This is a genomic window from Myroides sp. C4067, from assembly GCF_038039665.1.
GTDB lineage: Bacteria > Bacteroidota > Bacteroidia > Flavobacteriales > Flavobacteriaceae > Flavobacterium > Flavobacterium odoratimimum.
In genome coordinates this window covers 79318-92012 of the sequence record NZ_JBBPHJ010000014.1, presented here as the reverse complement: position 1 = coordinate 92012, position 12695 = coordinate 79318, and the positions used below count along the sequence as shown (strand labels likewise).

The 12695-nt window shown below is 33.1% G+C and carries 12 protein-coding genes; 1 reads left to right on the top strand and 11 read right to left on the bottom strand.

All coding sequences use genetic code 11. The annotated features are described in order from the left end of the window. Nucleotides 1-47: 47 nt before the first annotated feature. The 11 genes from AABL87_RS11470 to AABL87_RS11420 form a co-directional block, all read right to left on the bottom strand. Nucleotides 48-1493 carry a TSUP family transporter gene (locus AABL87_RS11470; RefSeq protein ID WP_341277372.1) on the bottom strand — a complete coding sequence of 482 codons (1446 nt, stop codon included), beginning with the start codon at nt 1491-1493 and terminating at the stop codon, nt 48-50. A 241-nt stretch (nt 1494-1734) separates the two neighbouring features. Then, entirely contained in the window at nt 1735-3378 is a 1644-nt protein-coding gene (locus tag AABL87_RS11465) for an NADPH-dependent assimilatory sulfite reductase hemoprotein subunit (protein ID WP_326368474.1), read from the bottom strand. A gap of 11 nt (nt 3379-3389) precedes the next feature. Further along, nucleotides 3390-5078 (bottom strand): diflavin oxidoreductase, encoded by a 1689-nt coding sequence (locus AABL87_RS11460; RefSeq protein WP_341277371.1) that lies wholly within the window; start codon nt 5076-5078, stop codon nt 3390-3392. After that, on the bottom strand, nt 5068-5880 hold the full coding sequence (gene cobA, locus AABL87_RS11455; protein ID WP_341277370.1) for a uroporphyrinogen-III C-methyltransferase: 813 nt from the start codon (nt 5878-5880) through the stop codon (nt 5068-5070). The genes AABL87_RS11460 and cobA overlap by 11 nt, the downstream gene beginning before the upstream one ends. Nucleotides 5881-5892: 12 nt before the next feature. Continuing rightward, the gene (gene cysK / locus AABL87_RS11450) at nt 5893-6804 is read right to left on the bottom strand and encodes a cysteine synthase A (RefSeq protein ID WP_341277369.1); all 912 of its coding nucleotides are present in this window, start codon (nt 6802-6804) and stop codon (nt 5893-5895) included. Between the two features lie 28 nt (nt 6805-6832). After that, entirely contained in the window at nt 6833-7615 is a 783-nt protein-coding gene (locus tag AABL87_RS11445; protein ID WP_341277368.1) for a serine O-acetyltransferase, read from the bottom strand. 16 nt (nt 7616-7631) lie between these two features. Beyond that, the gene (locus tag AABL87_RS11440; protein ID WP_341277367.1) at nt 7632-8867 is read right to left on the bottom strand and encodes a sulfate adenylyltransferase subunit 1; all 1236 of its coding nucleotides are present in this window, start codon (nt 8865-8867) and stop codon (nt 7632-7634) included. 19 nt (nt 8868-8886) lie between these two features. Then, nucleotides 8887-9789 (bottom strand): sulfate adenylyltransferase subunit CysD, encoded by a 903-nt coding sequence (cysD, locus tag AABL87_RS11435; RefSeq protein ID WP_006260386.1) that lies wholly within the window; start codon nt 9787-9789, stop codon nt 8887-8889. Between the two features lie 20 nt (nt 9790-9809). Further along, nucleotides 9810-10517, bottom strand: coding sequence for a phosphoadenylyl-sulfate reductase (locus tag AABL87_RS11430; RefSeq protein ID WP_006263638.1), 708 nt, complete (start codon nt 10515-10517; stop codon nt 9810-9812). A 64-nt stretch (nt 10518-10581) separates the two neighbouring features. After that, a complete protein-coding gene (locus tag AABL87_RS11425) occupies nt 10582-10998 on the bottom strand; it encodes an RrF2 family transcriptional regulator (protein WP_073144814.1) in 417 nt (138 codons plus the stop codon). 556 nt (nt 10999-11554) lie between these two features. Further along, entirely contained in the window at nt 11555-12244 is a 690-nt protein-coding gene (locus tag AABL87_RS11420) for a hypothetical protein (protein ID WP_006261280.1), read from the bottom strand. Between the two features lie 114 nt (nt 12245-12358). Here AABL87_RS11420 and AABL87_RS11415 point away from each other — a divergent pair, with 114 nt between their 5' ends. After that, on the top strand, nt 12359-12688 hold the full coding sequence (locus tag AABL87_RS11415; protein WP_006260390.1) for a winged helix-turn-helix transcriptional regulator: 330 nt from the start codon (nt 12359-12361) through the stop codon (nt 12686-12688). Nucleotides 12689-12695: the final 7 nt, after the last annotated feature.

Genomic DNA, 12695 nt, shown 5'->3' with positions numbered 1-12695 from the left:
GTAAAATTGTATAAAACCGACAAGTCTATTGTTCTTTCTTACTCATCCTATATAAACTTAATGACTATTCTTAAACTAGCTACAAAAACCAATAATCCTACACAGATATAAGAGATGCGTTTAGGCATTCTACCAGCTAGCCTTGCTGCTAAAGGAGCTGCAAATACCCCTCCTAAAGCTAAGCCTAAGAAGATATACCAATAACCGAATCCCAACTTCGAAAAGAAAACCATAGAAGCAGCAAAAGTTACAAAGAACTCCGCTAAGGATACTGTCCCTACGACATATCTAGTAGGTCTTCCTTTAGTTAGAAGCGTAGAAGTAACTATAGGCCCCCAGCCTCCTCCTCCAAAAGCATCAAAGAAACCTCCTGAAAAGCCTAGAAAACCAACGTATTTGACTTTCTTTCTGATTACTGAGTTTCTTAACGCTAAACTAATTAACCTAATAGCAATAATCATTAAGTATAATGCTACAAATGGATAAGCGATATACTCATACTCACTACCAATATAGATCACAAACAACGACCCTAAAATAGCCCCTACTACTCCAGGAATACTCAGCCAGAGCAGTAGTTTCTTATTTACATTTTTAAACTTGTAGTGCGTATATCCAGATACTGCACTAGAAAACATCTCTGCAGTATGAATACTCCCTGATATAGTGGGAAGACTTAGCCCCATAGCCATCATAGCTGAGGCTGAAGTCATTCCATATCCCAATCCTAATGCACCATCAACTATCTGTGCTAAAAATCCAATAATGAAAACATAGTAAAACTCTGAAGGCATACTCGCTAAGCCAGCTTGAATATCATGAAACGTAATAACATTAGATAAAGCATATCCCAATACAAAAACTAACACAAGAGTAGTGAGTCTAAAGATTTTAGAAAAAAGTTGTTTTCTCTCATAATTACGATTGGTCATAACGGATGTTACTCGATTTAAACTATTGAGCTTTTCTCTTAGATTTCCTTTGTGACGTGCTCTATACTGATTTAAATGCTCTATACTATCGCTTACATTATCAGGAACTTCTTCTTCTAAATACTCTCTCATTCTACGAGCCAATACCGGTGATTGACCATTAGTAGATATTGCTATTTTCAGTTGTCCTTTGGTTACGATAGACCCAAGATAAAAATCACATAAGTCTGGCTGATCAGCCGCATTGACCAATAATCCCTTACTATTGGCTAAAGCTTTTATTTCTTGATTTAAGACAGTATTATTTGTCGCTATTACTACTAAGTCCATTTGATACAAATCTTCTATTAGAAAGCTTCTATGCTTCAATATTAGATTAGCATGGGTGGTTTTTAATTCAAAGAATTCAGGTTTAAAATCAATAGAAACAACCGTAATATGAGTTAGTTCATTTTGTTTTAGCAATGTTTTTGTTTTCTCTAAACCAACATTACCTCCTCCTACAATTAAAAAATTGGAATGAGTCGTTTTTAGAAATATTGGGAATAATGTGTTTTTCATAATCTATTATATTACAACCCTTTAACTATAAAATCATATACTTAAAGAATAAAAAGAGATATAAGTCCCTCAGGACCAATCTGGCAGATTGATCTACAATTTGTTTTACAATGTTTAATAGTGATTAAACTACTCTGAGATAAAGTAGTTCTTATAGTTCCTTAGAACAGGAAAGAAGTAATAAAAATGCAACAGACTTTCATTGAATAATTGTTTTGTGGTGGTAGTTTTAGTTTATTTTTTAAGCAAAGAATTTTCTATAGGTAAAGTCTCCAAAAGTTTCTTTAGCTAAAGCTTCTTCTTTGTATTGGCCGAATAAATTATCTAAATGCGATAAGATCTCTTCTTCTTTTATCTTTTTTTTATATAGTTGATTTAATCGAGTTCCATATCGGTCTCCTCCTAGCATAAGATTATACTCTTGTGGACCAGTACCTACAAAGCCTATTTCTGCTAAATATGAACGACCACAACCATTGGGACATCCTGTCATTCGAATGCTAATCTCTTCTTCACCTAGATTATGTTTAGCTAGTAATGGTTCTACTTTAGAGATTAACTCAGGTAAATAACGCTGTGCCTCAGCTAAAGCTAATGGACAAGTTGGCAATGCCACACATGACATAGAACTCTCTCTTAGTTTTGAATTTCTCAATTCTATTGCGTGTTCCACCAATAACTTCTCTACTAACCATTTGTCTTCTTCTTCAATTTCTCCAAGTATTAAATTCTGATTACAAGTAAATTTAAAATCAGATACGGCTAGTTTAGATAAATTGTACAAGAACTCCTTTTGATAAGTTTGTACTACACCATTCTCGACAAATAAAGTATAATACCATTTACCATCATGAGCTTGCTGCCATCCGTATCTATCATTACGCTCTGTAAATTCATACGCTCTAGCTGGTTGAAGCTTTACTCCTGCTCTATGTTCTAGTTCCTTGACAAAGCTCTCTACTCCTAATCTGTCAAGAGTATATTTTAGACGAGCAAGCTTTCTGTCTGAACGATTTCCATAATCTCGTTGTATAGTCAATACTTCATAAATCAACTTCATCGTATCTTCTTCATTGTCAGAAAAGCCTATAACAGTAGCAAGTCTTGAATAGGTTTGCTCATTGCCATGTGTTGTAGATAATCCACCTCCTATAGCAATGTTAAATCCGATCAGTTTATCTTCTTCTACGATAGCAATAAGCCCAATATCATTAGCAAAAACATCTACATCATTCGTTGGTGGAATTGCAATGGCTATTTTAAATTTCCTTGGAAGGTACTTGTCCTGATATAAAGGATCAGCTTCAATAGATCGATCATAAACCTTTTCGTTATCTATCCATACTTCATAATAAGACTGTGTCTTAGGTAAAAGCATTTTAGATATCTTATCTGCATAGTTGTGAATTTGCTCAAAAACAGGTGAAACTTGTGGATGAGAACTACAAATTACATTTCTATTGACATCACCACATGCAGCAATAGCATCTAGTTTAGCAAGAAGAAAACCTTGTATTGTATCACTTAATTGGTGCTTTAATAATCCATGTAACTGTATAGTTTGTCTAGTTGTTATCTTTAATACACCTGTACCATATAGTTCTGATATTTCATGTATAGCCTGCCATTGCTTCGCAGAGATTACTCCTCCTGGTATGCGAAGTCTAATCATGAAAGAATACAGCTTATCTAGTTTCTTTTCAGCTCTCTCTTGTCGTCTATCCCTATCGTCTTGGACATACATCCCATGAAACTTAATTAAGGCTTCATCATCAGGCCTTACATTTCCTGTATAATTATCTTTTAAGCTCTGTGCTAACGTACCTCGTAAGCCGTCGCTTTTTTCTTTTATCCCTTCTATAGGAGATAGTTTATCTTGATTCATTTCGTCTTTTTTTAATACACATCTTTTTTATATTGTCCACTTAAAAACATTTCTTCTAAATACTCTTCAGCTGCTTTAAAAGAAGTGTTTTTTTCCTCCATAATGATTTCAACAAGTACACGTTCAACATCTTCACTCATAGGAGACTTCTGTCCACAAACATAAATTATAGCACCTGATTCTATCCAGTCCCACACTTCACTAGCTCTTTCTCTTAGCCTATCCTGAACATATATTTTATGCTTTTGATCTCTAGAGAATGCAGTATCTAGGTTTGTTAAAACACCGCTTTCTAACCATTGTTGTATTTCTGTCTGATAATAAAAATCACATATGAAGTGTTGTTCTCCAAAGAATAACCAATTGCGTCCTTCTGCTCCACTTGTATCTCTATGTTCAATAAAACCTCTGAATGGTGCAATACCTGTTCCTGGTCCTATCATAATAATATCCTTATCAGAATCAGGTAAATAAAACTCACTATTCCTATGAATATAGAATGAGAGTTCCTGTCCAACCTCTAATTCAGAAAAATAAGAAGAACACAATCCTTGTTTCTTTTCTTCTCCTACCAAGAACTGATCTAAGGCAACAGTTAAATGTACTTCATCCTCATGAGCTAAATTAGAAGACGAAATAGAATAAAGCCTTGGTGCAATTGGCTGTAGAATCGCTTTTATCCCATCTAGTTCTATTGGTTTTCTATTACTATAGGTTTCTAAAAGATCCAATAAGTCAATCTTAGCTTCAATAATATCTACTCCTAAATAAGTTGATAATTTATTTATTACACCTTTTGTAAGCCCTGTAATGCTCAATCCCTCTAACTCTTCATATCTACTCTCTTCACCCAATAACTTAGCTATACTTATCATTGTACCTAGCTTATTGGGAGGGTAAACCCCTATGGCATCTCCTGGCTGATAGTCTATAGTTATATCACTGCGAATTTCGAGGTGATAGGTTTGTTTATTAGACTCTCTATCGTTCAATAATACACTGTGACTAACTACCCCTTGATACTCCTTTTTTACATTAAGTTTTTCTACTGTAATCTGTACATTAATGTCTTTATGATTTCCTTCTTCTACAATACTCCCTCTAGATTTCTCTATAGTATCTAAGACTGTTTTAAACCACGTAGCGGTATGTTTTTTATAATCTACATCTAACTTTTTTATAGGTAAAGTAGATTGTGCTCCTTGTTGAAGTAATAATTTATCTAGATCTTCTCCTGCTTTACAGAAAAGAGGATAGGAAGAATCTCCTAATGCTAATAAACAATACCTTACGTTACTCAATTCAAGTTTTACTTTAGATAAAGAGTCAAAGAATTTCTGAGCAGAAAGAGGGGGTTCTCCTTCACCTTGTGTGCTACAAATAAGAATGATAAAATCTTCTTTACTCAAGTCTTCAACTTTATATGTAGCTAAGTCTAAACTCTTAGCTTGTAACTTATTCTGTTTGCACAGCTTTAGAAGTTCTAGTGCTACTTTCTTACTATTTCCTGTTTCACTTCCATAAAGAATAAGAGGTTTCACTGATACTTTTAAACTTTGATTAACAGCAATTGGATTACTTGGCTGTATCTCATTTTGGGCTAACAAACCTGAGAGATAACCATTAAACCAGATTAGTTCTTCTCGCGAATAGTTTTCAACCTGCTTCTGTAAACTTGTTATTTTTTGATCAAATTGCATATTGAAACTCTTTTATATGATTATCAAAATAAGAATAGTATTCTCCTTCTTTTATTTCTTCTTTCCAAGCAAATTGCTCATGTAATTCAACTACTTTACCTACGATAAATAAAGTTGGTACATACTCAAAGGCAATCAGCTCTTTTTCCATAATATCTCTAAAAGAATATACAGTTGTCTTCTGATAGATAGTACTTGCTTGTTGAATGATAGCAATTCCTTTCTCAGATGCTATCCCATTTGATAACAAAGCTTGTACTAAATACTTCAACTTTTGTCCACTCATATAGAATACTAGTGTATCCTCTGTCTTTGCCCAATCTCTCCAAGTATTTTGTTCAATACTAAACGTATCAAATAAAGTCAAGAAACGAACTGCACGACTATATCCTCTACTAGTCAAAGGAATAGCACTATAAGCTGCTGCACCTAATGCTGCAGAAATGCCTGGGATAATCTCATATTTTATTCTATTTTCTTTTAATACGCGCAACTCATCAAGAATATTAGAAAATATAGAGACGTCTCCTCCCTTTAATCTAAGTACAGTCATTCCTAATTTAGCATACGAAACCATTAACTCATTAATCTCTTGCTGTGGTGTATGTATCCCTTTAGAACACTGTTTACCTACGTAAATAACCTTTGTCGTCTTATTGAAATACAATTCGATAAGCTCAGGCGAGACTAAACGATCTATCAGAATTATATCTGCCGTTTTTAAATACCGAAGTGCCTTCAGACTTATTAACTCAGGATCTCCTGGACCAGCACCTGCTAGTATAACTTTTGCACTATTCATCACAATCAAGAATTAAAATAGATCCTCTACTGATAAGTAGCGTTCTCCATTATCATAGTTAAATGTCAATATCTTAGCACCATCTTCTATAGAAGGCAATAATTTTGTAATAGCTGCCAATGATGCTCCTGTAGAGATTCCTACTAGTAAACCTTCTTTTTTAGCAACTCCTTTTACTACTGCAAATGCTTCTTCTTTTGAAATCTTTACTACCTTATCTATTAAATTAAAATCTAATATTTCTGGAATAAAGCCTGCCCCAATCCCCTGTATAGTATGTGATCCAGAAGGTTCTCCACTTAATACAGCAGAAGTATCAGGTTCTACTGCAATTACTTTCAGATTGGGATATTTCTCTTTTAATACTTTAGATACCCCCGTAATATGCCCTCCTGTTCCGACTCCTGTCACTAAATAATCTAATCCTTCAGGAAAATCTTGAATAATTTCTAATGCAGTTGTTCTACTGTGAATATCTACGTTCACAGGGTTATTAAATTGTCTTGGTGACCATGCATTAGGAATTTCTTGAACTAATTCTGCTGCTTTTTCAATAGCTCCTTTCATTCCTTTTTCTCGTGGAGTTAATTCAAATTTAGCTCCATATATCTCCATCAATTTTCTTCGTTCTACACTCATTGACTCGGGCATAACTAAAATAACATCATATCCCTTAACAGCCCCTACCAGAGCAAGTCCTATCCCTGTATTTCCTGATGTTGGCTCTATAATGACACCTCCTGGTTTTAACAAACCTTGCTTCTCAGCATCTTCTATCATTGCCAAGGCAATACGATCTTTAATACTTCCTCCTGGATTTGTTTTTTCAAGCTTTATCCAAGTTTGTTTTGATCCTGGAAAGAATCTATTTAATCCTATAATTGGAGTATTTCCAATTGTTTCTAAAATACTTTCTACTTTCATTTTATATTCTCTTTGGTTTTTAATTTGGTTACTTTATTATTGTTTCATTTATTCTTATACGATATTGATTATCTAGTTCTACATTGGAATTAGCTTCAATAGAGCTTGGTATATGAAGATTTGGTCCTATCCTTGATCCTTTACCAATCGTTATGGCATTTCCTGTAATAGAGACTCTTTCTCGTATTACAACATTATCTTCAATCACAATAGATTCCTTTAAACACAAATCTAATATCTGTCTATGCTCTCCTAAGATTACTCCTTGGTGTATTCTTACATTATTTCCGATAATTACTGTACTCCCTATCACAACTCCTAAACCATTGATAAGTATTAATTGCTTACCTATTTTTGCAAATGGACTAATATCTATTCCTGTAAGACGGTATCCATATCGATTAGCTATCTGAGGCAAAACAGTTATCCCTAGATCAATAAATACCTGTGAGACCCTATAGATATACATCGCTAAAAAACCTGAGTTAAAAGCTATTATTTCTGATTTAGACTGAACAGACTTATCATAACTCATATACCCCTCTAAATCAGACTCTAATAATTTATACAACGTTTCTACTTGATTAAAAAACAGTTGTGCTTTAAGACCTGCTTTATCTTTAGTAATAACTCTTTGTAAGACCTCTTCTAGTTCAAGACATAAAGCGTCTTCTTTAGCTAAAAAACAAGCAAACGATTCATAGTTATAATTGGTAAACAACCAATTATAGAATCGATCTAACCAAGTTTCAAATAGCTCTTTATTAGGTACTCTATTCTTTATTGTCTTGTTATATATGTAGTCCCTCATACTTGTAAAAGATAGTTTACAAGAACATTAAAGCTCCAACAGTATTATAAGAGGTCTCGTCTACTAGAATAGCATTCCCTGTTTTAGAATTTTCTACAAAAGGATCATAGTTTAATGCTTGATTGGTTTGTAGGCTAACTTGTGCGATATCATTTAAGCTCAACCCTTCACCTGTGTTAAACTCAAGAGTATTGATATCCCACTTTCTATCTATCGATTTGATTTTAACTCGAACACTGTGAAAACGATGTTGTAAAATATACGTTTTACCTAATTGCAGATCTTCTGTATCTAACCAACTTATCCAAGAAGTAAGCTTATTCGTTGCTAAAGGTGCTTTTTGTTCTTCTAAATAAATTGTATCTCCCCTGCTAATATCCAGATCTGCATCAAAATGCATTACAACATTATCACCTGCTATAACATTAGATACATCTCTAAGATTCTTCTCTAACTTTGTGATAGTTGTAGAAATATTACTTGGAAGTATTCTTACCCTATCTCCTACTTTATATTGACCACTTAATACTAAGCCTGCATACCCTCTATAATCTAAATACTCCTTCGTCTGAGGTCTAATAATAAATTGTACTTGAAAACGAGCTTCATTTCTCAATTGGCTTTCTATATGAATGGTCTCTAAGACCTCTAACAAGGTTTTACCCGTATACCAAGGAGTTAGTGATGAAGACTTTACAATATTATCTCCTTGTAGAGCACTAATAGGGATATAAACAACTTCTGTAAAGGTTAATTGACTTCTTAATACTTCAAAGTCTGACTTAATCTCCTCATAAATACCTTCGTTATAGTCTACTAAATCAATTTTATTGATTGCTACAACGACTTTTTTAATTCCCATCAGAGAAGCGATTGAAGCATGACGTTTGGTCTGTTCTGTAATTCCTTTTCTGATATCTATTAATAGGATAATCAAATCGGATACAGATGCTGCAGTAATCATATTTTTAGTATACTGCTGATGTCCAGGAGAATCTGCTATAATAAACTTTCTATTAACTGTAGAAAAGTATTTATATGCTACATCAATTGTAATACCTTGTTCACGTTCTGCCCTTAATCCATCAGTAATTAAAGCTAGGTCAATCGTTTCTTCTCCTATATCTGATTTACTTGCTAAAATGCCTAAATGATCTGTTGAGATACTATTCGAATCATACAGTAATCTACCAATTAAAGTACTTTTACCATCATCTACATTCCCTGCTGTTATAAATTTTAATGTTTCCATTTTACTTTATTTACTACAATTAAAAATATCCTTTCTTCTTTCTATCTTCCATAGCTGATTCAGATAACAAATCATCTAATCTAGTTTGTCCTCTCTCGCTTATTCTTGAGTTTTTTATATCCTCTATAATATCGTCTACTGTTATAGCATTAGAGGCTATTGCCGCTGTACAAGTCATGTCTCCTACAGTGCGATAACGCACAGATGATTTGACTACTTTTTCTCCTTCAACAGCTGGAGTAAAACTAGAAAGAGCAATTAACTTATCATTGTACTCAATACATTCACGTTCATGAGCAAAGTACAATCCAGGTAATTCAATATCATTTGCTTTAATGTAATTCCAGATATCTAACTCTGTCCAATTACTAATAGGAAATACTCTAGTATTATGTCCTGTCTGCATATTTCCATTGACAATATCCCAAAGCTCAGGCCTTTGAAGCTTAGGATCCCATTGACCAAAATCATCTCTTAGAGAGAATATTCTTTCTTTTGCCCTTGCTTTTTCTTCATCTCTTCTTGCCCCACCTATACATGCATCAAACTCATGTTCTTGAATGGTATCTAATAAAGTATAAGCTTGTAGTGAGTTTCTAGAAGGAAAACGACCTTGTGTTTCCTTTAATTTGTACTTTCTAATACTATCTTCTACACTTCCTACTATTAGTTTTTCTCCTATTTGATCGACTAATTTATCCCTAAATGCAATAGCCTCAGGAAAATTATGTCCTGTATCAATATGGACTAATGGAAAAGGAAATTTACCTGGTCTAAATGCTTTTAGTGCCAGGTGAACCAAGACAATAGAGTCTTTTCCTCCAGAGAACAACAAGGCTGGTTTCTCAAATTGAGCAGCTGTTTCTCTCAAAATATAAATTGCCTCTTGTTCTAAAGTTTCTAAATAATTGTTTTCTATCATGTCTGTTAATACTATTTATTCTATTGTTTTAAGTGTAATCCACATTCTTTTTTTGAAGCATCTTCCCACCACCATCTACCTGCCCTAAAATCTTCTCCTTCTCTTATCGCTCTTGTACATGGGCTGCAACCAATACTGATATAACCTTGTTTATGTAGTGGATTATAGGGAATCTGATTTTGCTCTATAAATGTTGTTACTTCCTCTGTAGACCAAGATAGCAGAGGATGAAACTTGATAATTTGGTTGTGTTCATCCCATTCAAAAGGAGTCAAGCTTTGTCTATTAGGAGAATGTTCTGCTCTTAAACCTGTAATCCATATTTCTTGATTCTTTAAGGCTTTTTGCAAAGGCAATACCTTTCGAATAGTACAACACTCTTTTCTCAACTCTACAGATTTGTAGAAACTATCTGGTCCATTCTTATTGACAAACTCTGCTATAAGACTACTCTCTGGAAAATAGGCTGTAATATTAATTTTATACTTTGCTAAAGTGAGACTCCATGTATCGTAAGTCTGATCGAAGAGTCTCCCTGTATCTAGTGTAAAAAAAGAAACCTCTTTTTCATCTTTTAAAAGATGGGTGATAACTTGGTCTTCATAACTGAAACTTGTTGAAAACGTTATTGATTCAAAATGTTCTTTTAAATACTTCATCTGTTCTTTAAAGGACAAGGCTTCTAACCCACCCTCAAGCAGTTTTTCATATTGATTTTTTAAACTCATATTATTCTTTTTTTCAATAAACTATAATCTCTATCGTTTTAGTAGTCTTTTAGTGTAAATTTTTTTAATCTCCGTCTATAAAGCGTTGAAGCGTAGCTTCTGACATGCTCTTTCTTGTCTTATCTCTAATCTCCATAAACTGTTTTCTCAGATAACAACTTACTTCATCTTCACAGTCATCACATGGTTCATAGTAGTTTATAGATACACATGGTGTCAATGCAATAGGCCCATCAAATATTCTATACAAATCAGCTACTGATACCTCCTTAGGATCTTTAATTAAATAATACCCTCCAGCTAGTCCTTTTTTACTATTTACTAACTTTACTCTCTTAAGCTCTAGTAATATTTGCTCTAGAAACTTCTTCGGTATATTTTCTTTTTCTGCTATAGTAGCTATAGTTAAGTGCCCATTTTGATATACTCTTGCTAGACACACCATTGCTTTTAAGGCATACTTACATCGTTTTGATAACATAGTATAAATGCATAAAAAAAGCCCCTTATCGTTAAATAAGGAGCTTCTATATATTGATTTAATTTAAATACAACGTACGAATAGACTACTCCTCTTTTGAAAAGCATTTACACATACACATTACCATATTTAAATTATTTATTCTCATTTTTTGATTTTTTATTCTTGTACAAATGAAAGGATTATATTTTAATGTGCAAACATTTTTTTATAATTTTTTAAATAATAGCTGAATAATATCTCTCTTTGATTTGAATGAAAACTTTTAATATAAGACCTAACAAACTAAATATCAGCGTTTATAAATTAAAATAGTGAAGTTGTAATAATTATAAATATTAATCGCGATTATTGATAATAATCTTTGATTTTCTTGTTTAATACAATATTAAACAAGCTACAAAATGTGAACAAATAGAAATAATGACTGTATTAATGACTTACACTCTCTTAAATTGGATAATAAATAAAGTAAAAATCCCAATTGTAATAATTGGGATTTTCTAGAAGACTAATAACTGATATCACGCAGACATCTTACTTTAACCAGGAAAAGTTAGAATAATAACATTGTTACAAATCCTCCAAAACTATTTTCATTCACTTTTAAAGGACCATAGAAATCTATATTAGCAGCAGCTCCAAAACTAAACTCTTTATAGCTCAGACCTACTCGCCCTTGGATATAACTTCGAGAATGTCCTTTCCACTCTGTTGCATATCCATATAATCCCTGTGCTCTTGTATAAAGTTTAAAAGTATCATTAAGCTTAGGAGTATATTCTACTAAAGCCATTCCTTCATAAGCAGGCTTTGACATAATATCTACTCTTCCATTAAGAACAATAGTCCAATCCTTTTTAACCCAACTATATAATAATCCAGCTGCAGGTTTAACTCCAAACTCTGGATCATAGTGAAACCCAGCAGTTAAATCTAATCCTTTCATTACGGTATAGGTTAACTGTCCTTGAATCATCCTATCTTTTACATCTGGCTCTCCCCACTCTCCTACATAATTTACGACACTAAAGAAACCTACTTTAGGTAAACTCTGAAACTTCTTGTTAAGGAGCATATTAAAGGTAACTCCTCTACTTCCTATTAATGTCTCTACATTAATAGGCGGATTAACTACTACACTGTCTTTATTAACCACTTCATCTTGTTGTTGAGCAACAATTGAAACACTGTAAAACAAACTACTTAAGATAAGCAACATCTTACAAATAGATCGGAATCTCATGTTTTTGATTTAAAATTTAGTTGTAAACCTAAGCTCAATACTTTACTTTTGCAAGTAGTAACACTTTTGTATAGTAATACCATAAATTACTGTATTACTCATAGCCAATCACTTATGACAAAAAATAAAATAGAAAAAGTTGAACACAAATGTACCTTACACGATGTTTTAGAAATAGTCGGGGGAAAATGGTCTATTCCTATCATATTTACACTCTTTGATGGAACTAAACGATTTAGTGAATTAGAAAGAGAAATCCCCAATATTAATACACGAATGTTAGTCAAGGAACTAAAAAAATTACAACAGACAAATATCATCACTAGAGATGCTCTTCCTACTGTTCCTCCTACGGTAAATTATACCTTGACACATAAGGGACAAATGCTAGAACCTATTCTACGAGCATTCTTAAAATGGGGAGAAGAGTTTATTGATAAGTAAACACAAA

What these genes read in the sequence shown, in the direction of transcription:
- AABL87_RS11470 (WP_341277372.1), bottom strand. Translation starts at nt 1,493, where the DNA reads ATGAAAAACACATTATTCCCAATATTTCTAAAAACGACTCATTCCAAT.
- AABL87_RS11465 (WP_326368474.1), bottom strand. Translation starts at nt 3,378, where the DNA reads ATGAATCAAGATAAACTATCTCCTATAGAAGGGATAAAAGAAAAAAGC.
- AABL87_RS11460 (WP_341277371.1), bottom strand. Translation starts at nt 5,078, where the DNA reads ATGCAATTTGATCAAAAAATAACAAGTTTACAGAAGCAGGTTGAAAAC.
- cobA (WP_341277370.1), bottom strand. Translation starts at nt 5,880, where the DNA reads ATGAATAGTGCAAAAGTTATACTAGCAGGTGCTGGTCCAGGAGATCCT.
- cysK (WP_341277369.1), bottom strand. Translation starts at nt 6,804, where the DNA reads ATGAAAGTAGAAAGTATTTTAGAAACAATTGGAAATACTCCAATTATA.
- AABL87_RS11445 (WP_341277368.1), bottom strand. Translation starts at nt 7,615, where the DNA reads ATGAGGGACTACATATATAACAAGACAATAAAGAATAGAGTACCTAAT.
- AABL87_RS11440 (WP_341277367.1), bottom strand. Translation starts at nt 8,867, where the DNA reads ATGGAAACATTAAAATTTATAACAGCAGGGAATGTAGATGATGGTAAA.
- cysD (WP_006260386.1), bottom strand. Translation starts at nt 9,789, where the DNA reads ATGATAGAAAACAATTATTTAGAAACTTTAGAACAAGAGGCAATTTAT.
- AABL87_RS11430 (WP_006263638.1), bottom strand. Translation starts at nt 10,517, where the DNA reads ATGAGTTTAAAAAATCAATATGAAAAACTGCTTGAGGGTGGGTTAGAA.
- AABL87_RS11425 (WP_073144814.1), bottom strand. Translation starts at nt 10,998, where the DNA reads ATGTTATCAAAACGATGTAAGTATGCCTTAAAAGCAATGGTGTGTCTA.
- AABL87_RS11420 (WP_006261280.1), bottom strand. Translation starts at nt 12,244, where the DNA reads ATGAGATTCCGATCTATTTGTAAGATGTTGCTTATCTTAAGTAGTTTG.
- AABL87_RS11415 (WP_006260390.1), top strand. Translation starts at nt 12,359, where the DNA reads ATGACAAAAAATAAAATAGAAAAAGTTGAACACAAATGTACCTTACAC.